This window comes from Nitrosovibrio tenuis, assembly GCF_900109785.1.
In the GTDB taxonomy this organism is placed as follows: Bacteria; Pseudomonadota; Gammaproteobacteria; order Burkholderiales; family Nitrosomonadaceae; genus Nitrosospira; species Nitrosospira tenuis_A.
Window position 1 is genome coordinate 171,443 of sequence record NZ_FOBH01000002.1, and the last position, 24,757, is coordinate 196,199.

The following is a 24,757-nucleotide window of genomic DNA, read 5'->3' on the forward strand; positions in this document are numbered from 1 at the left end:
GCTGGCCGTCAAGATGGGTAAGCCGTGGTTCCAGCTAAAGGAACTGGCAGAAAAGCACAATATCGTCGCGCTCTCTTCTAACTATAGTCTCTACGACGATATGTCGAACCAGTTCATAGCGATTCTGCGAGACTATAGCCCTAATGGAGAAACGTATTCCATTGATGACAGTTTCCTCAGTTTAAATGGCTTGAGCAAACTCGGGCCAACTGCTACGGATATGGGGTAGTCGATTAGTCATCGAGTGCGCATCTGGACAGGCTTGCCGGTATGCCTGGAGGAGGCAATGCAGGAATGGCCCATGACATACGGCGTTGGAGAATAGGATGGGTTGCAGCTTTTAGCTCGACACATCCTGAAAACTGTCAGGGCTGGGGGCGGGGTCTTCATAAAAACCGCTATGAGGCGCCAGGCGTCGCCAGCTATTGATTTGCGCGAGCATTGGGGAAAAGGAGGAAAAGAAGAAGGAAAATAATTCGCCCTGGCACATGCCTGATGAGCTTATTTCGGATCGGCGTTCTGCGGCTGTGGGGACACCTGTTCCCAGCCATCCGGGCATTCCTGCACCTGGGGATAGTAGCCTTCCGGTTCCCGGCAATAGTGCCAATAGCCGGGCTGTGCTCCGGTGCCGGAGTGGGGTGTATTCTGCTTTTGAATATACACGGGCGGCGGAGCGGGCGGGACAATTATAGGTGCATAGTATATAGGGCGGTAATCATAAAAAGCGGAAGGATAATAAGGCGAACTGTAGCCGAACGCTCCAAAGCCTGGACCTCCGAAACCATCGAGGCCAACGCCAAAACCCCCGAAGGCTGGAGCAAAACCCCATCCTGGTCCCCATCCGGGCCACGCATGGGCATAATGAGGGCCATCTCTTTCATGATGGCCTTGGCCCTCGGCTCCCTGGTGCCCCGCGCCGCTGTCATCTCCGCCGTCGGTACCGGCGTCATCTCCTTCATCGTGACCATCATCATCCCAGCTATCAAAGTCGCCATCGTGCCCATCAAATGCGCACGCCGGGTCACCAGGAGTCAGTCCCAGCAGAAGAACCGTAAAAAATGGAAGAAATAATCGCCTAATCTTCACGTAAGCCTTTGTTCCAGGCCATGTGGTGCCGACGCTCATCCTCGTTTCTGGTCGAGGCATATTGATAAGGGCCCCGTGCAACCATGTCTATCCAATCATTACGATGGATTTCCCGTCCGCCACGAGTGCCAACCGATGAGTACGGTGTGGACGCAAATCAAATAACGCACGGTCCGGCTATGCGATGACATTTTGCAGGGCTTGCCTGAATGCCGAAAGCATAGGAGAATCCAAAGCTTCGAGGGAAATCGGCGTCGGCCTTACGCACATTGGCACTATACGTTCACCGGGGCCATTACACAGCCATCCGGCATCCAGGCGGGCTTATCCATTCCGAATACCGAACTTAACCGGGGAGGAAAAATCAAAAGGATCACGCCTGACGATATGACCCGAGCGAGATGATGGCGTAAGAGTCATAGAAGGTAATAGAGGTTACCCGAAGGTTTATCTGCCAAGCGATGATAGAAACGTCGCGCGGCGAGAAGATTTTAAGTAATTGCAGGCTTGGTTGTAAAATCCGAGGCTCCATCGTGACATGGAAACTCGTTCAATAATCGGAGGAAAACTGAATGAACATTTCCAGACGTCATCCCTTGCTATTAGGCAGCGCCGTTGCCATCGCGATATTTTCGGGTTCTCTTGCAGCCCAGGGCTTGGGGCAGTTGAAAGACATCACAGGCGGGGGCGGCCTCGGTGGCGCAGCTTCGTCATTGGGATCATTGTCATCCATAACATCCGGAAGCACAGGCAATGCCGCGGGAATTATCGAATTCTGCATGAAGAACAATTACCTGAGCGGCGATACCGCCTCTTCGGTCAAGGACCAGTTGATGGGAAAGATCACGAGTGAGGGGAATCAACCAGCCCAGAGTAACCCCGACTATATCAGCGGGGCGCAGGGTATTGTGACCGGCAGCGGTGGTCAGAGCGTCGATTTGAGTATGGCCGGCCTGAAAGCTGCGGCAGTGAAAAAAGTATGCCAGAAGATACTTGACCAGGCCAAGTCCATGTTTTAATTGCCGGTCTCCGAAATACGGTGACCATGCTGGTATTTTGCGGCGGGCTTTGGAATTATCGCCCGCCCGCCTGCAGGTACCAATGAGCAAAACGGAGCACCTGTAGGAATGGACGGATGAGCGCTACCCATCTACCCATCTGCCCATCTGGGCATCTGGTCGAAGATGGCGGTTTAGGCCTGTAAGCCCGCACCCTTCCTAATGCTCAAATCAGGCAGAAATAGGGGCTGCTTTCCGGGTCGCTCCCCGCGGGTTTCTTATGCGTGTGACGAGTTTGCTCAATTCGCGCAACCAGAGCACTGAACTGGCTACAAGCATGCAAAATAGCCAATCCTCCCATCTCAACGCAACGGTTGAGAATGCTTGTTGCAGGAACGGGACGTAAACCACCGCCGCTTGCAGCAGAATCGCCAGGAGAAGCGAGCCCCAGAGCCATTTGTTCGTGAACATTCCAATGAATGCGCTTTGTTCGTCGGAACGTGCGTTGAAAACGGTGAAAACCGAAAACAGCACCAAGGTAGTAAATGCCATGGTCTGGGCGTAGCGCATGCTGCCTGAGCCTTCTATGAAGCCGCCGGGCAGGCTGGCATCCAGTACCAGCAGCGTTCCGACAGCCATGATGACACCGACAAAGAGGATACCGAACCACATTTCGGGTGTGATAACGCCTTCGCCCTGCGGTCGGGGTGGTGTGCGCATGACATTTTCCCCCGGCGGATCGACGCCCAGGGCAAGTGCCGGCGCGCCATCCGTCACGAGATTTATCCAGAGGAGTTGCGTCGCAAGAACCGGCAGCACAATCGTTTGGCCTTCGGGCTTCAAACCGATAATATCCGCTAACACCACGCCGAAGAACATCGTCAGCACTTCACCGATGTTGGACGAGAGCAGGTAGCGCAAAAACTTTTGAATGTTGGAGAAGATGGCGCGCCCTTCCTCAACAGCGGCGACGATGGAGGCAAAATTGTCGTCGGCAAGCACCATGTCGGCAGCTTCTCTGGAAACATCGGTTCCGGTGATCCCCATTGCTATACCGATGTCTGCAGTTTTAAGGGCGGGCGCATCATTAACCCCATCGCCCGTCATCGCCACGACCGCGCCGCCGCGCTGCAACGCCTGGACGATGCGAAGCTTATGTTCGGGGCTGACGCGCGCATAGACCGAAACTTCCCTGACCGCTTGATCCAGAGCCTCGTCCGTCATCTTTTCCAGTTCGGCACCGTTGATTGCGCGCGTCTCCTTGATGATTCCGAGCTGGGTGGCGATAACAGCCGCGGTGGTAGGATGATCGCCTGTTATCATGATCGGCCTTATCCCCGCCGTTTCCGCGCGAGCCACCGCTTCTCCCGCTTCGGGACGAGGGGGGTCGATCATGCCAATCAATCCGGCGAATACGAGATCCTGCTCGATACGTTCGTCAACTTCATCAGCCGAGAGCGCGTCGACGGGCAGCGAACGGTAGGCAACACCGATGGAACGCAGGGCATCGCCCGCAAGCTCTTCGTTCGCCGTGGCGATCGCGGCGCGGCGGTCCGCTGTCAACGGCCGCGTTTCTTCGCCCACGAGCTCATGCGAGCATCGCCCGAGCAAAAGGTCGGGTGCGCCTTTGGTGAAAATGAGCAGGTGTTCGTGCTTATGAGCATCGGTATGAACCGTTGTCATGAGTTTGCGCGCGGATGAGAAGGGAACTTCTCCAATACGCTTGAAGCGCGCATCGAGCGCTTCAGCTTCCAGTCCCGCTTTACGCGCCGCGACTATCAGCGCGCCTTCTGTCGGGTCGCCCTGGACCATCCAGCGCCCGTCGCGCTCGAACAGCACGGCGTTGTTGGCGCGGTCGGCGACCGCAAGCGCGCGCTCCAGTTCGATGCGCAGTGCCCCGGAAATGGCTTCCGGCGCGCCATTGCCGTCCTGCCGCACTTCACCTTCGGGCGAATATCCGCTGCCCCCCATCGTGACGCGGCCGCTCGCAGTAACCACGACGCGCACCGTCATCTCGTTCTTCGTCAGCGTGCCGGTCTTATCGGAAGCAATAACGTCCGCCGAGCCGAGCGTTTCAACTGCCGGGAGCCGCCGCACGATGGCATGGCGCCGGGCCATGCGCTGAACGCCAATCGACAGGACGGCAGTGGTGACTGCCGGCAGTCCTTCCGGTATCGCGGCCACAGCCAGCGCCACCCCGAGAATGAGTACATCGAAAATCGCCGCAAAGCCGGTCACATGCTCAACGATCATGATGGTCGCGATCATAATGGCCGCGATAACAACAACGATCACCCCCAGCAGCTTTCCGATGTGGGCGAGTTCCTTTTGCAGTGGCGTTACCTCTGCGGCCGCTTGCTCTAATAACCCGGCGATGTGGCCCATCTGAGTCTGCATTGCGGTCGCAACCACTGTTGCGTGCCCCCGCCCAAACGTCACGTGGGTGCCGCTGAAGACCATGTTGTGGCGATCACCCAGCTCGGCGTCTTCGGTAATCGCAAGCGTGTCCTTTGCTACGGGCAGGCTTTCCCCGGTGAGCGCGGCCTCCGCGGTTTGCAGGGCCGCCGAATGTATCACGCGCGCATCGGCGGGGACAGTATCACCCTCTTCAATTACTATGATATCGCCCGGCACCAATTCCGCTGCGTCGATGCTTCGCTGCTTGCCGTCCCGGATCACTTTGGCCTGTGCTGCAGACATCTGGCGCAGCGCCGCTACCGCTTCCTCCGCTCGCGACTCCTGTATGTAGCCCATGACCGCGTTGAGCAGTACGACCGCGAAGATAGCGATGGCTTCATAGGGCCAGGCCGACTCCCGCTCAAGCAACCAAATTCCCGCCGAAATGGCCGTCGCGACCAATAGAAGGATAACCAGCACATTCTGGAACTGGGCCAGGAATTTTTTCCACTTGGGTATGGGCTTTTCCGAGGCCAGTTCATTCCTGCCGTACCGACTCAGCCGGGCTCGCGCTTCATCTTCGGTCAAACCCCGGTGAGCATGGGTGGCGAATGCCGCCACGAGGTCTTCAACGGATTGCTGATAGGGATGTTTTTGGGCCTGCCCGGCATTTGAGGAAACCATCTGCGTGCTTTATACCGCCATTTGTGGCTGATAGCCGGCTCCAATCTCATGGCCGAAGAAATCAAAGGCGGGAATCTGAAAGAGGCAAACTTCAGCTCGTTTCCGCGCCATGAATATCAGTTTTAAGTAAGGCGATAAGATGTAGCGGCGAAGCCGGGCCCTACCGGAATGCGCTCCAATTAACTCATGCAATATGGTCGCTTTGCTATACGGAAGAATCTTCCCGCAAAGCTTAGTGTTCTGCCGCAGTCCGGCGCATTTTGCGCGTCATCCATGTCGCGCATTCCACAAATGCCGCGAACGCCGGGGCGATCAATCCTGCCCCCAATAAGGAATAGATTTTCATGGAAATTCCCTCGGGAAAAGCATTATTTGGTGTTTTTTTTCGCGCCGGGAAGCGTAATGACGATTTTGGGCGGGCTGGAAACCTTCACGGCGGCGTGCGCTGCGTCGAGGGGTGCGATTAATCCTTGAAGTTCTTCCAGCCCCTTGACAGACGCGAGGTTCGCGAGGAGCCGCGGGCCACCTGAAATATCAATTTCTTCCAACTGAGCCGGAGGCGCATCGGGATGCAACAGTCGAAACAGGGAGTGGTTATAGCCGGCAGGCAGGTCAATTTCTATCTGCTCAGCGCGATCGAGCAGCGGGGGCACGGCTTCGACCGTTTCACGGCCACGCCAAGTCAACTTCGTCAGAGGCTCTTTTTCCATTATTCTGCTCGTGGTTAAGGCTCAATCTTTGGGAAAACGCATCTCAGTTTCCGTTCGCTGCCGTACATAACTGCCTGTGCTGGCGAAGCACTTGGACAGTCCAAATGAAGGGACTCAAATTTCTGTTCAGGCTGCATTCTGTGAGTGTCCCGAGCGTTTGGAAGTAGCGGTTTGGTATCAGGGCGAGGTTATTGTAGGCTTGGTAGTGCGCTCTAAATAACAGATTAAAGGGCTCCTGAAGCCCCTACAGCGTTTTTATCCTCAGGGGCCCATTAAATATTAGAAGCGGTTTTGCCGGCCGATTGTTCCAGCTCGTCAATGGCTTTATCGAGCGCCTCGGCATCTTCACCACTTTCGATTCTGAGTATATTGAGTGGCTCGAAATAGACGTTTGCAATGTTTTCGCTGGTAATGACCAGGAAGGGTTTTGTCGTCCGCACGCCGGATTCGACATCGAGCGGTATGGAGTTTTTCGAGTGCGCCGGGCCGCTTGCGGTAATTTCCATGGCCGAGGTGTTGGCATCGTGCAGAACAATATAACTGATGGTGCCGTCCGCCTTGGCAAAGAAATCCTGTAGTATGCCGTCGTAAAATACGACGGTGTTCAGGTTCTGGGTACGGGACAGGACGTACGCGCGCACAAGCTCGGATTCTTCGCTTTTTCTTCCTTTCTCCAGCAGAAACAGGTACCGGTGACGGGTAAAGCCGCGGAGATGGCCGTGTTCGATCAGTTTGCCGGCTCCGAATCCAGCCAGACCTGTTAGAGCTCCCGTTGCAAGAAAATAGAGGAGGATCCAGAAAATATACCGGTCCAGCATGGCGCGGAATGTGGGGTGGGGGGTGCCGGGCAGGGTGAAGGCATCGATGCGGACCAGAGCGGAGAGTTCATCGAAATCCACGCACGGTACGGCGATCGGCGGGAAATTCACGCAAAGTGCTGTGTTGATGGTGAGATAAGCGAACGCATGGACGAAAAAGCTGATAATCACCACGCCGGCCAACTGCGCGAGGGGGCTGGCGGGAGAGACTTCCCGTGTGACCTGGTTCGGGGCGTAGAGTCCCCAGAAGAAAGCGAATCCGGGCAGCAGCAGGACAACGATGACTACCGTCGCCCAGGCTATGGACATGCCGGGTTATACGGTTGCCGCTTGGGGCAGGGAGGGAGCGGTAGCGGGTTTGTGAATATTGCGAAGCGCTTCAATTTCCTTGATTGCCGTTTTGAGGTCAACGGAAGACCTATGCGGATTTGATAGAACCTTTATGACAATTCCCGAGTCGCCACCCGCCAATCGCACCAGCTTGTCATACAGAATCCGGTCTTTTTCCTTTAGAACTCTCATATTAGCTCGCATATTATCAGTGAAATCTGATACAGGAGTTCTAATTATCATATTGCCCGATTGGCGTCAAGATTTTTTGATCTAATCCTCCCAAGTCCGATTGGCGCGGTCCAGCGCCTCAAGCCTTTCCCGAAGCGCTTCGATCTCATCCAGCAATTGCAGGGCCAGTGCCACGCCGGCAAGGTTGATACCAAGATCGACTTGCAATCTGGATGCCCTGCGGGCACGGCGCATCTGGGCCCCCGTAAAACGCCAGAAGTGAGGTGCTTCCCCGGGGCTGATCTCCGGGCCGCTTTCAGGAGTCAGCAAACCTTCGTCGACCAGCTCGATGATATAGCCGGTTTGCACGGAGCAGGCCTGGCTGATCTCGGTCAGCGTCAGAAGGTGTTCCTCGTCCAGAATGACTCCGCTCAGTTTTGGGCCATGTGGCTGGTCCTGCCCGCCTGCCTCCCGTTCACTTTCGCCTGTCATCATTTCACCCCCAATCCGGCTCGCGGGTTGTAAGATTTGAATTGCTCGGCCATTTTGCGGTAAAACGCTTTATCTGCCTCATCGGAGGCGGGGGGGGTGTCGATGCGCAGCACGACAAAAAAATCGCCTGGCGTTTTGCTGGGTATACCACGGCCTTTCAATCGCAGCTTCCGCCCCGTAGTGGAGCCCGCAGGTATCTTGAGCTCGACGACCCCGCCGGGGGTCGGCGCTTTTACGGTTGCCCCCAAGGCTGCCTCCCACGGCGCGACCGGCAGATCGAGATAAACATCGGCGCCGTCCACACGATAGTATGGATGCGGCCGGAATTCAACTTCCAGGTACAGATCGCCGCGCTTGCCTTGTCCTCCCGCCGAAGGTGCGCCTTGCCCGGGAAGCCGGATATACTGCTTTGCGCGAATTCCCCGGGGAATAACGACGTTGAGCCTGTGTTCGCGAGTCGTTAAATGTCCCTGCGCGTCCACTTCGGGCACCTGGAGCGTTATGGTGCGGGTCGCCCCCGTATAGGAATCTTCCAGGTCGATCATTACCTTGGCATAGTGATCCTCGCCTGGGGCGTGAAAATCGTGGGTGCCTCCGCGGCCGGGTGCGGCTCCCTCTCTGCCGGCTTGGGTAAAACGGAAAGAACGGCCGAAGAGAGATTCGAAAAAGTCGCTATACTGCGACGCATCACCGCCTGCAAACCCCCGCTCCGAAAACTCGAAGCCCGCGTTCCAGTCTGGCGGCGGCCGAAACTCCTGATTCTCTTTCCAGTTGGTGCCAAGGCGGTCGTAGGCCACGCGTTTTTCCGGATCTTTTAGCACTTCATAGGCCTCGCCCAATTCCTTGAAGCGCGCCTCCGCCTGGGGTTCCTTGCTTACATCGGGGTGATATTTGCGTGCGAGCTTCCGGTAAGCCCGCCTGATGTCGTCCTGAGACGCATCCCGTGGCACGCCCATGATTTTGTAATAATCCTTGAATTCCATCTAATTTTGGGCAGGGGAGAAAACAAAAACTTCTGGATTTCATGCAAGATACCGGCAACTCTCTTCTGTTACAAGCGGATTTCGGCTTATATCGGCATCGGCGGGGCGAAAGCGCCAACCCGGAGCCTCACGGCATTTTATTGCGGCAGCTCATTGCGCGGCGACGGTATTCACCGGGCAGACGGCCGTCATGGGCGAGAGCAGCCACGTGGTGAATCTACTTGACTGCTCTCATACTTCTATAACTTCCTATACTGTGACCAGCTACTGTGCATAAACGAAGGTGGGCAATTTTTTGAGCGCTCCTTTGGTAGCACCGGGAAGTATTGCCTTGGGTGCGATCTGGGTGAATTGGCGCACGGGTATTGCGACCCGGTGTTTACCCACCCCAAGGAAGCCTCCAACGTCCACGATAGCCACGGATAGGGTTCCGTCCGGCGCCAGGATCAAGTCCTCGATTTTTCCGATCTTATCGCTGGACTCATTATAGACGTCGGCACCAATCAGCTTTGACGCTCGCCAGCCGGTGGCGATGAGCTCGGTCTCAACTACCGTGACACCCAGCATAACCTTACCCGCGGGTACCGGTGGTACGACAGTTTCCTTTTTTTCTTCGGCGGCGAAGGCAGAACTACTCAATGCCATGCTGCAAAGCGCGGCGATGACGATGTTTCTTCCGAGTTGCATATTCATGATATAGCTCCTATTGAAGTTCACTTTCTACTACGTTCACTTACTACCATAGCGCGCCAGCATAGGCTAACCGCGCCACCTCCTCGCAGCCCCCAGGTTGCATGAGTGCCTCATCGCACGTTTCATCGCACCAGGCGGCCGCGAATTCATAATGCCTATGCTGTCGCCTTTAGCGCATTCACGAGGGAAGGTTCGTCCCAGCTGCCTTCATAACGCTCTCCATTGATGAAAAACGTTGGGGTCCCCGCCACGCCACTGCGTACGCCGCCCATGAAGTCGCGTTTAACGTGCTCGCGGAATCGCCGGGACGCCAAGTCCTTTTCGAAACGCTCCATATCGAGCTGAAGTCCCTGCGCAAGAGCTCCTATCAATGCTGGACTCAGCGCTGGTTGATTTTCATAAAGCGCGTCATGCATTTCCCAAAACATGCTTTGCGCGCCAGCGGCTTCAGCCGCTTCGGCAGCGAGTTCCGCCTGCGGATGAACCTGGCTGAGCGGAAAATTTCGGAATACGAAGCGGAGGAGGGGGCCAAGCTGATGCTGGACCCGCTTGACGATCACATACGCATTTGCGCAGTATGGGCATTGGTAATCGCCATACTCGACCAAGGTAATCGGCGCGGTCTCAGGGCCTTGTATGTGATCATCCGCACCCACAGGGATAGTCAGGCTCATGATGCGCTCCGCGGAAGTGATTCCAAAGCGTGCAAAACGCCGTCCACGCCTGGGTTAACGCCAATCGGCGACACATGGCTCCAATGGATCACACCATCGGGTTTGATGACGAACAGAGCACGCTCGCATACGCCTTCCTTGCTTCTGTAGACCCCATACTGGCGCGCCACTTCGCCCTTGGGTTCAAAATCGGCTAGCAGCGTCATATGGTAGCCCCGATCTTTGGCAAAGGCGGTATGGCACCACGCTCCGTCCACGGAAATTCCCAGCAGCGAGGCGTCGAATTTGGCGAACTCATCGCGAAGCTCGTTGAACAGCGCGAGTTCGTCGCCGCACACGGGGCTCCAATCGGCCGGGTAGAAGATCAGTACAACGGGCCGTCCGCGTAACTCGGAGAGCGCGACGCGCTGGTCGGGGGTGCTCGGTAATGAGAATTCGGGGGCGGATGTGCCCGCCTTGAGTGCATCCATAAGGTTCTGCCCTCCAATAATATTCAGGTCGAATGGAGACAAGCGAGGAAACGAGAGACCAGCGTCCACTCATGTCGATACCAGTACGTGCATGCATGCTTTGCCGGCAGCGGGTCGCTGAGCTATGGACTTATCGTGATTTTATTTACCACTTTTGTTACGCCCGGGGCCAACCATGCAACTCTTTCCGCTTCCTGGCGTTCCGCCCAGGAACGAACGGTGCCCCGCAGGGTGACCTCACTTCCATCTGTAACGACTATGATGTTCTTCGCATCAACTTCCGCGTTCCGCTTGAAGGCATCTTCGATCTTCTGCTTGATGTCGGTCGGCTGAGCCTTCGGCAGCAGACCGATCAGATTAGTGACGCCTGTAACTCCCCTCAGCCGCTGTACCGCCCGTTCAGCGCTTTTTCGCTCTGAGTCCCACTCGACATTGCCTTCCAGCGTGACCCATCCGTCTCTGACAATTACCTTGATGCGTTCCGCAGAACCGGGCACGTCTAGCTGAATCGCCGTAATAGCGTCCCGCGCGATTTCAGGGTCTGGTCTCTTGCTGCTGCTGGGCAACCGCACCTCAATATCGTTTGCCACTCCGCGCACGCCAGCAACGCGTTTGGCGTCGATTTCCGCAAGAGATTTGTCAACGTAGGCTTTTACGTAGCCGGTCAGGGTGACTATGCCGTTTTTTACCGCCACGGCGATATCAGTCGGGTCGATGTCGTGATCCAACCTGAGTTCCAGTTCCACGTCGTGTTTGATGTCACTATCAGATCTCATGTTGCCTCCTAAAATATTTTCATGAAACGGTGTTTCATTTCAGATTTTCATGGAGCATACAATCGCGTTTCATCTGCCCAAACCGGGGATGTGGCAAAAATAACGGGGTCGTCATAAAGGGTGGTCATAACGGGGTCGTCAACGAACGTATTCAAATTCAGGCATATTTTTCAACGCAGTCTTGCTGGCGCCGGGCAGGACCGCCTCAGGGGCGAGCGGACGGAACTGGCTCACCGGGATGGCAACCCGATGTTTACCCACCCCCCCAAGGAAGCCCCCTACCTCGACAATTGCCACCGATAAATCTCCCTTGGGTGTGGTAATCACGTCCTCGATCTTGCCGATTTTCTCTTCGCTGTCGTTGTATACCGGGGCGCCCATAAGCTTGGAGACACGCGAACCGATGGCAATGAGGTCGGCCTCGACCACGTCGACCCCAAGGACCATCCTGCCCGCTACTGCCGGGGGTATGACGGCTTTTTTTTCCGATTTGGACTCCGGCGCCTTCTCCGTAGTCTTCTCCCTGGGCTCCTGTGCGATGGCGCCTCCTATCAGTGCAACGCTGCAAACAGCGAATACGACGGTTATTTTGACGAGTTTCAAGTTCATGATTAACTCCTGTTGAAGTTCCTTCCCTACCATGCAACCGCATAGCTGGCGGCGCCTCCTGTGTGGCTGGCGCCTGCCGGCACATGACCTTATGCCGAATCAGGCTCCTCCCAAGTCCTTTTTCATGCGCTTGTCATCCCCATCTCTTTCCCTACATTCCTAAATATCTTGTGTCTCGTGGCTCTCGGTCGGCTCGCGGTCGGCGTTCGCCAATGTTAACCGTGAGCCGGGAGACTCTCCGGGGGTGTCCCGTGTTCGCTTGTCCAGCTGCGCACGCGCCAGGCCAGCGCAAGAAGCAGCATTCCCGTGACGATCGCATACATGCTGATCAGCCATACCATGGCCAGCGCTCCCGCACCGGGAAAGAAGAAAACAAATACGCCAAACAGGATGGAGACGATGCCGTTCAGAATCAGAAACCCCTCGCCCTGAATGACTTTGCGCAAGCGGATTGCCATGGCAATATCGACAATGCCACTTGCCAATGCCGTTGCACCCATCAAGAGCACCAGCATCAGCGCCGTCAATCCCGGATAAAGGATCGTGGTTGCGCCAGCCGCAAGCCCTATAAGTCCCAACACGAGCAACATCCACCAGTCATCATTGCTTTTCCGATTTCGCACAGCAGCCGACATGGATACCGCACCCCAGATCAGCGCGTATGCGGCAAACATGACGATCAACCACATGAGCGTAAGACCTGGCCACAATGCCGCCAGGACACCGAACAACAGCGAGACTGCGCCACGCAAGGCCAATACTTTCCAGGATTTCAAGAGTAGTTCATTCATGATGTCACCTCTCAGTTTTGGTAGTGCAAGGGAGCAGGTTAGGGAGTGATAACCCTACTTTCTGTACGGAAACGAACGTAGTGGATGTTTCAAAAACGACCGGTCACGCCGCATCGCTCTTCCTAAAGTGGTCCCGTAAATGGGTCGCTGCACGTCGGATGGTGACGGCTTTACTCATAATCCAGGCTACAAGGCGGAGACAAAAGCAAAGCCTGACGAAGAGAACAAAGCCACAGTCAGGGAGTCACATCAAACTTGCATATAGCGCTGCGCGGCGATAAAACGCTGATCAAAATAGTGCATCGAGACGGCAATTGCTGGAACGAGCCGGATTTGAAGGGCGGAGATTGGGTAGCAGGCCTGGAGATCGATCAGTATGAGGAGTTAAATATGCGCCTACGAGCCAGGACGTGCCGCGCGCGGCGAGATCAGACCGATCTGGTTTACAATGCCGCCAGGTCCATACAGTGCGCTTGACGGTAGCACACCGGATGCGTTTTACTCTGGATGGTATTATGGACAGCCATCCGTGCTGGAACATGCGCCGTAGGTCGATAGACCGGGCACCCTGCGCGCAAGCTCTTGCCCTGCACAGAGGCAACGCCCTGTATAGCCTTACATCAGGTTCTGCTGTTCCACGACTCTTACACGACATTATTCCCCGCCTCACCTCAAGTTTGGCGCGAATTCAATTCAACTCATTTCTTACGTATGTTATGTATGACACCGAACGGAAGCCGGGTGCGGGCCATGAGACTATCCACTTTTTTCCTTGGATGGGGTTGAATATATATTTATTCATTGTGATGCATGCCTGTGAACTCATAATTCTTTGATAGGAGGAACACGTGGCTGAATTAATCGTACTGGGCTTCGACAATACTGAAGAAGCCGATCGGGTTTTGCTGAAACTCAGCGAGTTAAAAAAGGAATATCTGATAGATATTGAGGATGCTGTCGTTGCCGTCCGCGACAAGGAAGGCAAGGTTCACCTCAAGCAAAGCATTAATACTGTCGCAGCGGGAGCAACTTCCGGTTTTCTTAGCGGCGGTTTATGGGGCACTTTAGTCGGACTGCTATTCATGAATCCAGCTGCCGGCTTTTTACTCGGTGGTGCAGTCGGCGCCGGGGCGGGAGCGCTGACTGGCTCTCTCGTCGATTACGGTATCAACGATGATTTTATCAAGTCAATAGCCGAAACGCTTCCGGTCAACTCATCGGCGCTTTTCATTCTGGTGCGCAAGGTACAACCGGAAAAGGTTCTGGCTGAACTCTCCGGCATTAAAGCCAAGGTGCTGCGGACCTCCCTATCACCTGAGCAAGAGAGAAAGCTTCAGGAAGCACTGGAAAGCCAGAGGGCGGCAGGCCCGGCATAATATCGCCAGATTTGTAACCACGAAGCTGCGGGTCGCTCAAGAGGTATGAAATGATTGTCGGGTTAGCGGGCGTAACCCGATAATCCGCCTATACACATACACCGCTTCCCTTTTTCTTCCTCTTTGCTTCCCTTTGCTTCCTCTTTCTTTTCCATTTAAACGGCTGGGAAATGGATTAAATATGCGGAAGTGAACAGCAACATGGGTGAGGAGCGAGCGGCGCCGTGAATAATCCTATATCCGCAACGCGCACTTATCGACGCAACTATTAACTGCAATTCCTGTCCAGGCAACCGGGCTGCCTCTTCCGATCTGCATGAGCCTTGCTACTAATTTTTGCTACCCTATGTTTGGCGGTGCGCAGCGGGCAGGTGAGATAGTCAGAACATCCTCAAAGGTTGAGTTGAGCACATGAGCGATCGGAACAGAAAGGGAAACAGCGGTAACGTCATCCCGCCTCAAAAGGAACATCCAAAGGAGCTTCAAAAGGAGTCTCAAGAGGAGATTCAAGGGGAAACCGGTATACGGACACCGCGGGTGGACTTACCCAATCCGAACCCGCAGGCACCGCATCAAACAGAGGAACAACCGTTATTGCCCCACGAGCGGGATCAGACAACCCGGCCCACGGGCACCAGTCTGGGTACTTCGAATAAGCAATCCCAAGACGTCATTGAGCAAGCCAGGGAAGATACCGAGCATGGGCTCAAGGATACGGATCGGCGCGGCATCCCGTCGGATATCATCGCATCGGATGCTTCCTCAAATAATGGCAAAAGCGCCAGCAAACGAGACGATAAAAATGGGGACAAAAAGAAGAAGTGACGGCTCTTGGGTAAAATCAACCCATCTTTACTGGAGGTGATTCTGACATGAAAACTGCTCTTACATTCCTTGTTCGACTATCGATCATCCTGGCGAGTGTTTTCCCTACTTTAGTTCTTGCTCAGGATAAAAGCTCATCGCTTCCGCCAGTGCAAACACAAGGTCAGACTGAGTTTCTTACCGGCGGAATCGGACAAGACGAGGCGGAGGCGATATCGCGGGCAGCAAGCTCATGGCCATTAACGATTGAATTGTCGCAGGCGGCGGCTCCTCGAGCCGAGTACATCAGTGATGTTCAGATAACGATCAAGGATAAATCGGGCAATATTGTTCTGGACACGAATGCCGAAGGGCCGTACGTCCTGGTGAAGCTCCCCCCCGCCAAATATTCCCTTGACGCCGTTTATGGTTCCAAAACCCTTCACCGGGATATCACGCTCCAGAAAGGACGCAGCAAGAGAATCTCATTGATGTGGCCCGCCGCTCCCCAGTGATGAGATGAGCGCCGACCGAACCGGGCCCGATAGCAGATCGCATCGAGTTCGAGTGAAGGCGGCCCAAGCCCGTTTATAAGCGTCGCCTCCTCATTGATGTTAAATGAGTTTGCGTTCAAGGCGGTCGACCACGTCATCGGCGGCGATCCCCGGCGTCTTGTCCTGTAGCGCTTCGTGTCAAAGATGGCGCAGTTCGCGATTCCCTGTTCTCGCAGGGTGCGCTTGTATGTCCAGTCTTCCGCTATTTTGCAATCCGCTGTCGAGTAGAGTTCGATAGTGCTCTTAACTTAGCCTAGTCGTCATGCAGCATCTCGAAACGCTGTGCGAGAAAATCAATTAACGCGCGCACAGATGGCAGAAGACCGCGTCGGGACGGAAACACTGCATGAATGATTTCCCTGCGCGGCCCAGTCGGGTACCAGCCTAACCAATAAACCAGCCGTCAGCTGGTCTCGTGCCATGACCACTGGGCAGTTGCACCACGCCAACACCGGCCACAGCAGCATTTCTTAGCGCAATCATATCCGTCGTCACGAAGCGTGGCGTATGATGAAGTGTTGCTTGTGCGCCATCCGGCCCATGCTGCACCCAGCTATGGATTTGTTGTGAGGTCCCCAGGCCCAGGCTCGGCCAATTGCTCAAAGTCGCTGGTACAGCGGGAAAGCCGAGCCGCTGTACAAGGGCGGGGCTAGCCACCAAACATTGGCCCACCGGGATTGCCCAGGTGCTCCTCCCATTTTTTGGCGTATTCGGGGGGAAAACTGCAGTTAGGACTTAAGGTCCGTAATATATAAACAGAATATTATGATAACAATCAAAACACGTGACTTTTATTTATAGTAATACTGAGTACAATTATGAAGCTTCTTCATGCATGTGCATCAGGGTTCCACCGAGTATAAAACCAGTGTTTCCCTAATGTTCCAATGTCACGGACCGCATTAGGATGGAGCGGCTATCCCTTCATCCATTTCATTGGAGTCTACCTATCATGGAAAAAGAAATAATGAAGTTTGTAGCGGCTATATCCATGCTGGGCCTACTAGCAGCCTGCTCGGAGAACGGTGCAATCGAAGCAAAGAAGGATGACGCGAGTGTGTCCGTACAAAATATCAGGTCTTTTGTCGACCACGACGGCCTCGCCAGGCGGTATGAAAACCGGGCCAGGAAACTGCTGGAAATAGCAGCGGAACACGAGAAACGGCTCCAGTATTACGAGGACAAAAGCTACCTCTACGGGAGACAGGGGCAGGATTCACAAGCGCATGCCATCGCCCTAGTGCAAAGATACAAGCTGGCGGCCGAGAAAGCCACCGAATCTGCTTTTCACCACAGGATGGTGTCGCAACTTGCGAAACGCGATTATATTGCTTCGAGGGCGTCACATTGATTTGGATTGCCCCAAGGAGCTAAGCGGTGACCCTGGCTGGAACTGGTGTCAGCTTTGCTTTCCCCTTCCGGGTTTCCCGGTGCGTAGTTCAGAGCCGTCTTGCCAATTTCATCTTCCTCATTAACACGGGCCCCCTGTTTCAGCAAAATTTAAATAGTGCTTGGAATGAATCAATGAGCGGCCGATTCCAGGTTTTTGCGCAGTTCCCTGCGGTATTCGTCAATTATATTTCTTTTGAATGCCACTATATATTGAAACACCACTAATTGAATCCCGCTCGATTAGCCGTAAAGTGGGTCAATCCATTTGGCTGAAAATGGAGTCCGCGCAACCATCCGGCTCTTTCAAAACCCGAGGAATAGGCTATGCTTGCGAAGAATATTTAAAACGAGGAGCAAAACGCTTTATTGCGTCATCGGGCGGAAATGCGGGACTGGCGGTCGCCTTTGCTGGGCGGCGCCTTTCGGTTCCTGTAATCGTCATCGTGCCGGAGACAGCTTCAAAGCGGGCGGTAAATTTGATGTGTTTAGAGAATGCGGAAGTTATAGTCCATGGGAAGTCTTTGGACGAAGCACACCGATTTGCGCTGTCACTCATGCAACCTACCGATGCATATATACATCCTTTCGATGATCCGCTGATTTGGAGAGGTCATGCCAGTCTAATTGATGAAATATTCCGTGCTGGTTTAAAGCCTGATGCAATCGTTCTGTCAGTCGGCGGTGGCGGCCTCCTTTGCGGTGTTATAGAAGGATTGAAGCGGAATGGAGGTTCCGATGTGCCTGTCATCGCTGTTGAAACTGAAGGTGCAGATTCCTATGGGAAATCCTTAAATGCAGGATTCCTTATCGAGCTTGCAAACATATCGAGTATTGCGACGACGCTAGGAGCGCGCATAGTTTGTGAACAAGCATTGGCGTACTCCAAAAATCACCGTATCGAAAGCGTTGTGTTGCCGGACAAGTTGGCCGTTTCTGCTTCTTTGCAGTTTTTGCAAGATCATGGAATTGTCGTTGAGCCTGCTTGCGGCGTTGCGCTCGCTGCGGTGTACGAAAAAGTTGGAGCGTTATCAGGGTATAAAACGGTATTAGTTATCGTATGCGGCGGCGTTGGTTCTACCGCTGATGACTTAGTTGAGTTGGCACGTCTGGAATGTGACGTAGCAAAATGTTAAGTATTCAGTGTGCCTCATTCCCAAGGAGGACAAGGGAGAAAACGTTTGTAAAAACAATTAATTTATTTTGCTGTTTTACAGTTGATAAGTATTTTATCAATTGTTCTCTATCCACAGACCCATGATATCGCGTGTGCCGTCCGGCAGCACGCCCAATGCTAAATAGATCGCCCGCGCGCAAGGGGCTAGCGTTTAGGTAATCTGTCCAGCCGGTTGTGAATGTCCGTGGCGGCAATCGCGGAATGGCCCATCGCCACGCTGATCTGATTCAATTGGTCAACCACATCCCCTGCCGCGTATAAGCCGGGAACGGTCGTGCGCTGATATCGGTCCACGATCAGTTTCCCGTCCCTGTTGCATCGAGCACCCAGTTGAGTAGCCAACCCGGATCTGGGACTTTCGCCCAGCATGGGATAGATGACATCGAATTGCAGTTCTCTCCCATTCGAAAGCACGATGGTGGGCCTCGCCCGCCCAGTAATGCTAATTTCACGCGGCGTATCCTCAACCACATCAATTTTCGCCCTTCGCAACCGTCTCTGATCAACTGCCGCCAATGTGGTTTCAGAGAGGATCAAAGTCAGGGTGCGGGTATAGATCCGCAAAAATAGCGCATGGTTTACCCCTCTCCTTGCGGAGGAGGATAGCACTGCCATGTCTTGATCCTTTGCCTCATACGCATCGCAAATGGGACATAAGCGGATCAGGCCGCGTTTCACGCCCATGGTCCAGTCGGGAATATTGCGGATACTGTCGACGGTGCCTGTCGCCAGTAAAATTGTCGTGGCGCGCAGGGTCGCAGGGGACCCGTCGCCGTTGCCGGGACGACGGTCAAGGGTTGCCTCGAATCTCTGTTCGATTTTCTTCAACTCGGTAACCTCGCCTGTCTTCACTTCAACCCCGAAATGCGTGCCCTGAACGCGCAAAAGACGCAGCAATTCCTCCCCCGATACGCCCTCCGGAAAACCGGGGCAATTATGGCTGGCAGGAATAAGCGAGGCGCGGCTAAAGCCGCTGTCCACAATCGCAATGCTTCGGCGGAAGCGTGCGAGATAGATTGCCGCTGTCAGCCCGGCGGGCCCGGCACCGATAATGAGGCAATCGGTGGATTTCAGCGGCTGGGTTTTCTTGCCTGTCATAGGGGGCTGGCGATCAACCCGGACTTTAACCGGATGGCTGCTGGCTTATGGATTCTTAAGATAGTGTAGGGCGTTCTGTCTCAAGTTCCGAACAGAGTGACAGAGTGCAAACGACAGAGTGCAGGCGGCACAGTGCGGTAGCTGCCGTTTAAATGGCTGCTCAGTCCCTACCTCAGTGCCTACCTGAGTTTGCACAATAAAGCTCCTGTTGCAGCGTGTATGTTTGATGTCGCACGGATAGAGTCGAGAGACCCACATAAACTTACGCGCTAACAAAACCATATCTCAATTCCCCCTTCCCCGATTCCTTAGGAGCCTCCCAACATGAAATCAAAAACAGGCGGTAAAACCGACAATCGATCCACCATCGGGGGGCCTTCCCGTCCGGAAGGTGAACCGGCGAATGATTTTACGGCCAAGCTTGCCGCGGCACAGGACCTTGCCGCAGCCATGGCGTATAACGCAAACAAGGCGCTTGAGTATGGAGAGGTCTCTGGTCTGCCTGAGAAAGGGCAGACAGTGGAGCCTCCCAATCCTTCCGCTACCGGCAGTACCTTAACCGAAACCATGAGTTCGCATAAAGTGGGCATCGGAAATACCCGGCCCGGCTTCAATCCCGGCAACGAGCCGCTTGACCGGGTGCGGGTCGACTCGAGCGATAGAACATTAACGACCAATCAGGGTGTACCGGTTGCCGATAACCAAAATTCCTTGAAGGCCGGTTATCGCGGGCCGGCGCTGCTGGAAGATTTCATCCTCCGGGAGAAGATCACTCATTTCGATCATGAGCGCATACCCGAGCGCATCGTGCATGCCCGGGGTTCAGCCGCGCACGGATATTTTGAATGTTATGAGCCACTGCAGCACTATACCCGGGCTTCCCTGTTCTCGGCTGCGGGAAAGCGAACGCCGGTCTTCGTGCGCTTCTCGACGGTATTCGGGGAGCGCGGGTCCGCCGATACCGCGCGTGATGCCCGCGGTTTCGCGGTGAAGTTCTATACCGACGAAGGTAACTGGGATCTGGTAGGGAACAATATTCCGGTATTTTTTATCCAGGATGCAATGAAATTCCCCGATCTGGTTCATGCGGCCAAGCCCGAACCGCACTTTGCCATGCCGCAGGCTTCCACCGCCCACGATACGTTTTGGGATTTTGTCTCGCTCATGCCCGAATCCGTGCACATGCTGATGTGGGTGATGTCGGATCGCGCCATTCCTCGCAGTTTTCGTATGATGCAAGGTTTTGGCGTTCACACTTTTCGCCTGGTAACAGCCGATGGCGAATCGCGATTTGTAAAGTTCCATTGGCGGCCCCTTGCGGGGACCCACTCGCTCGAGTGGGACGAGGCGGTCAAGATCGCGGGGGCCGATGCCGATTTCCACCGCCGCGATTTATGGGAAGCCATCGAGTGCGGGGCCTTCCCCGAATATGAACTGGGGATGCAAATATTTACTGAAGCACAAGCCGAGGAATTCAGTTTCGATGTGCTCGACGCCACCAAGATCATTCCGGAAGAGCTGGTATCCGTTAAACCGGTAGGAAAACTGGTTCTCAACCGTAACCCGGATAACTTCTTTGCGGAAACGGAGCAGGTGGCTTTTTGCGCGGCGCACATCGTGCCCGGACTGGATTTCAGCAGTGATCCGCTGCTGGCCGGCCGCATTCATTCATACGTCGATACGCAGATATCGCGGCTGGGTGGACCCAATTTTCATGAAATACCCATCAATTCACCCGTTGCCCAGGTTCACAACAACCAGCGCGATGGAATGCATCGTCAGGCTATCAATAGGGGCCGGGTCGCCTATGAGCCCAATTCGCTCGGAGGAGGTTGTCCCTTCCAGGCCGGCGCAGCCGGTTTCACGTCATTCCGCGAACCCGTGGCCGGGGATAAAGTGCGGGGAAAGCCGGAGCGGTTCGCGGATCACTATACGCAGGCCACGTTGTTCTGGAACAGCCAGACCGCGGTCGAGCAGGAACATATTATCCGCGCCTTCCGTTTCGAGTTGACCCGGGTGCAGACACCGGCCATACGGGAACGCACATTGGCCATGCTTGCCAACGTCGCGCAGGAACTTGCGGCAAGCATCGCGGAAGGGCTTGGCATGGCGTTACCGCCGGCTCAACCGAGAGCGATGCAAGACCCGCCGGTTCCGGAGGTCGCGTCGTCGCCCGCGCTTTCGCTGTTTTCACGGCCCGGCGATGGCAGTATTCGCATGCGCAGGATAGCTATCCTGGTCGCTGACGGTGTAAGCGGCAAGGCCGCCGCTGCGCTGCACGCAGGGCTCTCCCGAGAACAGGCTGTCCCGCGTTTCGTGGGCGCGCGGTTGGGTACCGTGCGAAGCGCGGATGGCGATGAAATTGAAGCTGACATAACCTTTGAGACTATGCCATCGGTCCTTTTTGATGCTGTGGCGGTGCCCGGCGGCCATCAGGAAAGCACGGCCCTGGTTCATTCGGGAGAAGCAATCGAATTCATCAGGGACCAGTATCGCCACTGCAAGCCCATTCTGGTTCTGGATGGCGGGATAAGCCTGATCGAGAGCGCGGACGTGAAATTGACGCTACCCTCGGGGGAACTCGACCCGGGAGTGCTTTATTTCGAGAATGTGAACGATGCGGACATTCTGCCCCAGTTCATTGAAGCAATCGCTGCGCATCGCCATTTTGAAAGGGAAATCGAGCCGCCTCGTCCTTAGATCCCATGATGAGCCTCCGTGGCGCCGCATGTGCCGAAAATGCGGCGCCCAGCGAGGAAGCGGTTCACCATGATCGTGACGAGCGCGACAAGCAATAGCGGGCGTGGGTGCCCGACTTTTCGACTTCTCCGCCATTTGCGGAACCAGTGATCCTCCTACCCGGATCGCACTACAGGGATCACTCTACTGTCACACTACCAATATCGCACTACCAGCCCAAATCGTACTTCTGCCCATTCTTTTGTTGGCTACGCTTGCCAGCAGAACTTCGAACGGAGCCGAGCCGAGGTGCCGATTCGAGATCTGTCGAGTTAATGGTAAAGAAAAGCAAAACCGTGTGATTGTTGAAATGGGTCTCGGCCAGAAAGGGGGGGGTCGATTGGACGAACGTACCTCCCGGCAATTCAAAAATATCCATGTGGAATTTGACGTAGCCTGTTTGATATTGGGCTTTGTAGAGCGCCAGCTCCGGCAGCGAAAAGGGGATAAGCTGACTGGTGACAGGCGGCATGCCGAAAAAACTGTTGCCTAATTCGGTGCCCAAGGCGCCCACTATTACGCTGACCCGATAATCTGCTTTATCCTCATTTTTCTGAACAGCATATCCTTGCTGCCCCAACCATCCTCCTAAAGTCCTTTGTAGCAGAATCTGGTCCGCACTTATTCCCGACGTATCGATTACCACGCGCGCGCCCTGGGGAATCGAAAGGATGCCGTCCGAGTCCTGCGGAAGACTTCGAAGCACCGCTTCGCTAATAAGAAGTTGCTCGATAGCTGCTCTTTGAGATTGGGTCGCACTATGCATGGTTGAGCAACCTGCTGCGAATAGCATTGAAACCACAATCAAGGTCAGGTTTTTAGGCATAGTTGTCATCTTCCACCCCAATATTGCATTCAATTCCGCGATAGATCTCGTTCCCACCACTCATTCTGACTGATGAACCGGCGCTGCGTTGCAATAAATATGATCGTTCCTCATCAATTACCCGTTGTGAACCTTTGTGAACTTTATCCTTCAGCCGTTATCCATGACTGATATGCCGGAATGCCATGCCTGAACGCCACGTTGAAGGTCTGAAATCCCGGCCCAAGCGATCAGCCGCCCTGGTCTATTAGCCGCCCTGGTCGCCTGATAACCTGCGACAATAGAGGACACCTTGTCTTACTCTACCTACAGATAGATGAGCTGGACCAACCTAAAGTATAACGCTCCTGCCTCCGGGCTCCTCGATTTATCCGAGGTGCATTTCGAGAACTGTTTCGTGCGGCAGCTGCCGGCCGATCCAATGACTGACAATGTACCGCGTGCGGTACGCAATGCCTGCTATACGCTCGTTAACCCGACGCCGGTACATGCACCACGGCTGCTGGCATGGGCCGATCCAGTGGGCGAAATGCTCGGGATCGCGCGACCAGACTCGCCAATTGGTTTTGCAGCCGAGGTGCTGGGGGGCAATCGCATCCTCTCCGGAATGCAGCCTTATGCGGCGCGATACGGTGGCCACCAGTTCGGCCACTGGGCGGGCCAGCTCGGCGATGGCCGCGCCATTACTTTAGGCGAGATGCTCGGCCCAGATGGCGTGAGGCGGGAGCTGCAGCTCAAGGGAGCGGGAAAAACGCCTTATTCCCGCACTGCGGACGGCCGTGCCGTGCTGCGCTCGTCCGTGCGCGAATTCCTGTGCAGCGAGGCCATGCATTATCTGGGCGTACCCACAACCCGGGCATTGAGTCTGGTCGCGACCGGTGAACGCGTGGTGAGAGACATGTTTTATGATGGTCATCCGCAGGCGGAAAGCGGCGCCATCGTATGCCGGGTGTCTCCATCGTTTGTACGCTTCGGCAATTTTGAAATACTTGCCGCGCAGAATGAGCCGGATGTGCTCAAGACCCTGACTGATTACATTATAGCCGAATATTTTCCCGAATTGACCTCGCCACCGGATCCCTCGCCGGCCCTTTATGCACGATGGTTCGAAGAAATCTGCCGCCGTACCGGGGTACTTATCGCACACTGGATGCGGGTCGGTTTCGTACATGGGGTGATGAATACCGACAATATGTCGATATTGGGATTGACGATCGATTATGGCCCCTATGGCTGGCTGGAGGGCTTCGATTTCAGCTGGACGCCCAATACGACGGACGCCCACGGGCGACGATACGCCTTCGGCAACCAACCGCGGATCGCTCACTGGAATCTGACCCGGCTTGCCGCCGCGCTGGCTCCGCTGATCGAGGATGATGCTGCGTTGGAGCAGGGGCTGGCGGTTTTTGGCGAAACGTTTAACAACACATGGCGAAGCATGCTGGCAGACAAGCTCGGTTTGAGTTCGCTCGGGCACGCGGATGACGATGTGCTGGTAAACGATCTGTTCGAGCTGCTGCAACAGGTCGAGACAGACATGACCCTGTTCTTCCGTTGCCTGATGAAAATTCCTGTAGATATCTCAGTGAACGATGGGGCCGGCAATGCGATGAGAGACGCGTATCACTTGGGGGACAGGGAGGACAGCGCTTTGGCCGGGCTGTTCCGCCCCGCGTTTTATGATGAACAGCAGGCATTTTCCCCGGAGCAGCTTGCCCGCCTGGCAGGCTGGCTGCGCCGTTATCTCGCGCGGGTGCGCCTGGACGCACAACCCGCGGAACTCCGTTATCAGCGGATGAGGCGCGCAAACCCCAAGTATGTGCTGCGCAACTATATGGCGCAGCAGGCGATCGAGGCGCTGGAGCAGGGCGACGCGTCTGTCATTAACCGCCTCATGGAGGTGTTGCAGCGTCCTTATGACGAGCAACCGGAGCATGAGGAACTTGCGGGCAGGCGCCCGGAGTGGGCGCGTAACAAGCCCGGATGCTCGGCATTGTCATGCAGTTCGTGAGCTGGATCGTTATAGCCGTGGCTGGGCAACTGAACTCCCGTATTGCGGGCCGCTTATGACACACTCGCCGGTTTTCGGGCGCAACCTGCTTGATTGAACCA

The 24,757-nt window shown here is 55.1% G+C and carries 26 protein-coding genes; 10 read left to right on the forward strand and 16 right to left on the reverse strand.

Annotation, left to right across the window (positions count from 1 at the left end; translation table 11 throughout):
- The first annotated feature begins 13 nt into the window (after positions 1-13).
- Positions 14-229 (forward strand): Y-family DNA polymerase, encoded by a 216-nt coding sequence (locus tag BMX00_RS03515; RefSeq protein ID WP_090827177.1) that lies wholly within the window; start codon positions 14-16, stop codon positions 227-229.
- 272 nt (positions 230-501) lie between these two features.
- On the opposite strand, the gene BMX00_RS03520 is transcribed toward BMX00_RS03515, so the two are convergent.
- Entirely contained in the window at positions 502-1,086 is a 585-nt protein-coding gene (locus tag BMX00_RS03520) for a hypothetical protein (RefSeq protein ID WP_143053035.1), read from the reverse strand.
- A gap of 572 nt (positions 1,087-1,658) precedes the next feature.
- Between BMX00_RS03520 and BMX00_RS03525 the strand changes: the two genes are divergently transcribed.
- Positions 1,659-2,105 carry a YjjA family protein gene (locus BMX00_RS03525; RefSeq protein ID WP_090827181.1) on the forward strand — a complete coding sequence of 149 codons (447 nt, stop codon included), beginning with the start codon at positions 1,659-1,661 and terminating at the stop codon, positions 2,103-2,105.
- Positions 2,106-2,315: 210 nt separating this feature from the next.
- On the opposite strand, the gene BMX00_RS03530 is transcribed toward BMX00_RS03525, so the two are convergent.
- The 12 genes from BMX00_RS03530 to BMX00_RS03585 all read right to left on the reverse strand — a co-directional run bounded on the left by BMX00_RS03530 (position 2,316) and on the right by BMX00_RS03585 (position 12,682).
- Entirely contained in the window at positions 2,316-5,165 is a 2,850-nt protein-coding gene (locus BMX00_RS03530) for a cation-translocating P-type ATPase (RefSeq protein WP_090827184.1), read from the reverse strand.
- A 368-nt stretch (positions 5,166-5,533) separates the two neighbouring features.
- Positions 5,534-5,875, reverse strand: a complete 342-nt coding sequence (locus BMX00_RS03535) for a hypothetical protein (RefSeq protein ID WP_090827185.1) — start codon at positions 5,873-5,875, stop codon at positions 5,534-5,536.
- 272 nt (positions 5,876-6,147) lie between these two features.
- Positions 6,148-7,002, reverse strand: coding sequence for a hypothetical protein (locus BMX00_RS03540; protein ID WP_090827187.1), 855 nt, complete (start codon positions 7,000-7,002; stop codon positions 6,148-6,150).
- Between the two features lie 6 nt (positions 7,003-7,008).
- Positions 7,009-7,215, reverse strand: coding sequence for a hypothetical protein (locus BMX00_RS03545; RefSeq protein WP_090827189.1), 207 nt, complete (start codon positions 7,213-7,215; stop codon positions 7,009-7,011).
- Between the two features lie 81 nt (positions 7,216-7,296).
- Complete coding sequence (locus BMX00_RS03550; protein WP_245727644.1) at positions 7,297-7,689, reverse strand: chaperone modulator CbpM; 393 nt, start codon at positions 7,687-7,689, stop codon at positions 7,297-7,299.
- Positions 7,686-8,669 (reverse strand): DnaJ C-terminal domain-containing protein, encoded by a 984-nt coding sequence (locus tag BMX00_RS03555; RefSeq protein ID WP_090827192.1) that lies wholly within the window; start codon positions 8,667-8,669, stop codon positions 7,686-7,688. Before BMX00_RS03555 ends, BMX00_RS03550 begins: the two co-directional genes overlap by 4 nt.
- Before the next feature lie 264 nt (positions 8,670-8,933).
- Positions 8,934-9,362 carry a PRC-barrel domain-containing protein gene (locus tag BMX00_RS03560; RefSeq protein WP_090827194.1) on the reverse strand — a complete coding sequence of 143 codons (429 nt, stop codon included), beginning with the start codon at positions 9,360-9,362 and terminating at the stop codon, positions 8,934-8,936.
- A gap of 155 nt (positions 9,363-9,517) precedes the next feature.
- Entirely contained in the window at positions 9,518-10,036 is a 519-nt protein-coding gene (locus BMX00_RS03565; RefSeq protein ID WP_090827196.1) for a DsbA family protein, read from the reverse strand.
- Positions 10,033-10,506: a redoxin domain-containing protein gene (locus BMX00_RS03570; protein WP_090827198.1), complete on the reverse strand. Its 474-nt coding sequence runs from the start codon at positions 10,504-10,506 to the stop codon at positions 10,033-10,035. Before BMX00_RS03570 ends, BMX00_RS03565 begins: the two co-directional genes overlap by 4 nt.
- 122 nt (positions 10,507-10,628) lie before the next feature.
- The gene (locus tag BMX00_RS03575; protein WP_090827200.1) at positions 10,629-11,282 is read right to left on the reverse strand and encodes a BON domain-containing protein; all 654 of its coding nucleotides are present in this window, start codon (positions 11,280-11,282) and stop codon (positions 10,629-10,631) included.
- Positions 11,283-11,420: 138 nt separating this feature from the next.
- Positions 11,421-11,891 carry a PRC-barrel domain-containing protein gene (locus tag BMX00_RS03580; protein WP_177171750.1) on the reverse strand — a complete coding sequence of 157 codons (471 nt, stop codon included), beginning with the start codon at positions 11,889-11,891 and terminating at the stop codon, positions 11,421-11,423.
- A gap of 215 nt (positions 11,892-12,106) precedes the next feature.
- Positions 12,107-12,682 carry an HdeD family acid-resistance protein gene (locus tag BMX00_RS03585; RefSeq protein WP_090827204.1) on the reverse strand — a complete coding sequence of 192 codons (576 nt, stop codon included), beginning with the start codon at positions 12,680-12,682 and terminating at the stop codon, positions 12,107-12,109.
- Between the two features lie 255 nt (positions 12,683-12,937).
- Between BMX00_RS03585 and BMX00_RS03590 the strand changes: the two genes are divergently transcribed.
- From BMX00_RS03590 to BMX00_RS03605, 4 genes are all read left to right on the forward strand, one after another.
- On the forward strand, positions 12,938-13,159 hold the full coding sequence (locus BMX00_RS03590; RefSeq protein ID WP_090827206.1) for a hypothetical protein: 222 nt from the start codon (positions 12,938-12,940) through the stop codon (positions 13,157-13,159).
- A 371-nt stretch (positions 13,160-13,530) separates the two neighbouring features.
- Positions 13,531-14,058, forward strand: coding sequence for a DUF1269 domain-containing protein (locus BMX00_RS03595; RefSeq protein WP_090827208.1), 528 nt, complete (start codon positions 13,531-13,533; stop codon positions 14,056-14,058).
- A gap of 411 nt (positions 14,059-14,469) precedes the next feature.
- On the forward strand, positions 14,470-14,883 hold the full coding sequence (locus BMX00_RS03600) for a hypothetical protein (RefSeq protein ID WP_090827210.1): 414 nt from the start codon (positions 14,470-14,472) through the stop codon (positions 14,881-14,883).
- 47 nt (positions 14,884-14,930) lie between these two features.
- A complete protein-coding gene (locus tag BMX00_RS03605; RefSeq protein WP_090827212.1) occupies positions 14,931-15,377 on the forward strand; it encodes a carboxypeptidase-like regulatory domain-containing protein in 447 nt (148 codons plus the stop codon).
- A gap of 423 nt (positions 15,378-15,800) precedes the next feature.
- On the opposite strand, the gene BMX00_RS14530 is transcribed toward BMX00_RS03605, so the two are convergent.
- Complete coding sequence (locus BMX00_RS14530) at positions 15,801-16,019, reverse strand: LysR family transcriptional regulator domain-containing protein (RefSeq protein WP_177171751.1); 219 nt, start codon at positions 16,017-16,019, stop codon at positions 15,801-15,803.
- A gap of 349 nt (positions 16,020-16,368) precedes the next feature.
- On the opposite strand from BMX00_RS14530, the gene BMX00_RS03615 reads away from it, so the two are divergent.
- Positions 16,369-16,767: a hypothetical protein gene (locus tag BMX00_RS03615; protein ID WP_245727645.1), complete on the forward strand. Its 399-nt coding sequence runs from the start codon at positions 16,369-16,371 to the stop codon at positions 16,765-16,767.
- Positions 16,768-17,005: 238 nt separating this feature from the next.
- Entirely contained in the window at positions 17,006-17,941 is a 936-nt protein-coding gene (locus BMX00_RS03620; RefSeq protein WP_090827217.1) for a pyridoxal-phosphate dependent enzyme, read from the forward strand.
- Between the two features lie 185 nt (positions 17,942-18,126).
- Here the strand turns inward: BMX00_RS03620 and BMX00_RS03625 are convergent, their stop codons facing one another.
- Positions 18,127-19,080, reverse strand: coding sequence for an NAD(P)/FAD-dependent oxidoreductase (locus BMX00_RS03625; protein ID WP_090827220.1), 954 nt, complete (start codon positions 19,078-19,080; stop codon positions 18,127-18,129).
- Between the two features lie 324 nt (positions 19,081-19,404).
- Here BMX00_RS03625 and BMX00_RS03630 point away from each other — a divergent pair, with 324 nt between their 5' ends.
- Positions 19,405-21,780 carry a catalase gene (locus tag BMX00_RS03630; RefSeq protein ID WP_090827222.1) on the forward strand — a complete coding sequence of 792 codons (2,376 nt, stop codon included), beginning with the start codon at positions 19,405-19,407 and terminating at the stop codon, positions 21,778-21,780.
- A 208-nt stretch (positions 21,781-21,988) separates the two neighbouring features.
- Here the strand turns inward: BMX00_RS03630 and BMX00_RS03635 are convergent, their stop codons facing one another.
- Positions 21,989-22,654, reverse strand: a complete 666-nt coding sequence (locus tag BMX00_RS03635; RefSeq protein WP_245727647.1) for a hypothetical protein — start codon at positions 22,652-22,654, stop codon at positions 21,989-21,991.
- A 307-nt stretch (positions 22,655-22,961) separates the two neighbouring features.
- Between BMX00_RS03635 and BMX00_RS03640 the strand changes: the two genes are divergently transcribed.
- On the forward strand, positions 22,962-24,656 hold the full coding sequence (locus BMX00_RS03640) for a protein adenylyltransferase SelO (protein WP_090827224.1): 1,695 nt from the start codon (positions 22,962-22,964) through the stop codon (positions 24,654-24,656).
- The last annotated feature ends 101 nt before the right edge of the window (positions 24,657-24,757 follow it).

Excerpts from the sequence above, each read along its gene's own strand:
- BMX00_RS03540 (WP_090827187.1), bottom strand. The coding sequence starts at position 7,002 with ATGTCCATAGCCTGGGCGACGGTAGTCATCGTTGTCCTGCTGCTGCCC.
- BMX00_RS03620 (WP_090827217.1), top strand. The coding sequence starts at position 17,006 with ATGCCACTATATATTGAAACACCACTAATTGAATCCCGCTCGATTAGC.
- BMX00_RS03570 (WP_090827198.1), bottom strand. The coding sequence starts at position 10,506 with ATGGATGCACTCAAGGCGGGCACATCCGCCCCCGAATTCTCATTACCG.
- BMX00_RS03635 (WP_245727647.1), bottom strand. The coding sequence starts at position 22,654 with ATGACAACTATGCCTAAAAACCTGACCTTGATTGTGGTTTCAATGCTA.
- BMX00_RS03550 (WP_245727644.1), bottom strand. The coding sequence starts at position 7,689 with ATGATGACAGGCGAAAGTGAACGGGAGGCAGGCGGGCAGGACCAGCCA.
- BMX00_RS03580 (WP_177171750.1), bottom strand. The coding sequence starts at position 11,891 with ATGAACTTGAAACTCGTCAAAATAACCGTCGTATTCGCTGTTTGCAGC.
- BMX00_RS03515 (WP_090827177.1), top strand. The coding sequence starts at position 14 with ATGGGTAAGCCGTGGTTCCAGCTAAAGGAACTGGCAGAAAAGCACAAT.
- BMX00_RS03560 (WP_090827194.1), bottom strand. The coding sequence starts at position 9,362 with ATGAATATGCAACTCGGAAGAAACATCGTCATCGCCGCGCTTTGCAGC.
- BMX00_RS03565 (WP_090827196.1), bottom strand. The coding sequence starts at position 10,036 with ATGAGCCTGACTATCCCTGTGGGTGCGGATGATCACATACAAGGCCCT.
- BMX00_RS03625 (WP_090827220.1), bottom strand. The coding sequence starts at position 19,080 with ATGACAGGCAAGAAAACCCAGCCGCTGAAATCCACCGATTGCCTCATT.
- BMX00_RS03555 (WP_090827192.1), bottom strand. The coding sequence starts at position 8,669 with ATGGAATTCAAGGATTATTACAAAATCATGGGCGTGCCACGGGATGCG.
- BMX00_RS03585 (WP_090827204.1), bottom strand. The coding sequence starts at position 12,682 with ATGAATGAACTACTCTTGAAATCCTGGAAAGTATTGGCCTTGCGTGGC.
- BMX00_RS03630 (WP_090827222.1), top strand. The coding sequence starts at position 19,405 with ATGAAATCAAAAACAGGCGGTAAAACCGACAATCGATCCACCATCGGG.
- BMX00_RS03525 (WP_090827181.1), top strand. The coding sequence starts at position 1,659 with ATGAACATTTCCAGACGTCATCCCTTGCTATTAGGCAGCGCCGTTGCC.
- BMX00_RS03600 (WP_090827210.1), top strand. The coding sequence starts at position 14,470 with ATGAGCGATCGGAACAGAAAGGGAAACAGCGGTAACGTCATCCCGCCT.
- BMX00_RS03640 (WP_090827224.1), top strand. The coding sequence starts at position 22,962 with ATGAGCTGGACCAACCTAAAGTATAACGCTCCTGCCTCCGGGCTCCTC.
- BMX00_RS03605 (WP_090827212.1), top strand. The coding sequence starts at position 14,931 with ATGAAAACTGCTCTTACATTCCTTGTTCGACTATCGATCATCCTGGCG.
- BMX00_RS03535 (WP_090827185.1), bottom strand. The coding sequence starts at position 5,875 with ATGGAAAAAGAGCCTCTGACGAAGTTGACTTGGCGTGGCCGTGAAACG.
- BMX00_RS03545 (WP_090827189.1), bottom strand. The coding sequence starts at position 7,215 with ATGAGAGTTCTAAAGGAAAAAGACCGGATTCTGTATGACAAGCTGGTG.
- BMX00_RS03575 (WP_090827200.1), bottom strand. The coding sequence starts at position 11,282 with ATGAGATCTGATAGTGACATCAAACACGACGTGGAACTGGAACTCAGG.
- BMX00_RS03615 (WP_245727645.1), top strand. The coding sequence starts at position 16,369 with ATGGAAAAAGAAATAATGAAGTTTGTAGCGGCTATATCCATGCTGGGC.
- BMX00_RS03530 (WP_090827184.1), bottom strand. The coding sequence starts at position 5,165 with ATGGTTTCCTCAAATGCCGGGCAGGCCCAAAAACATCCCTATCAGCAA.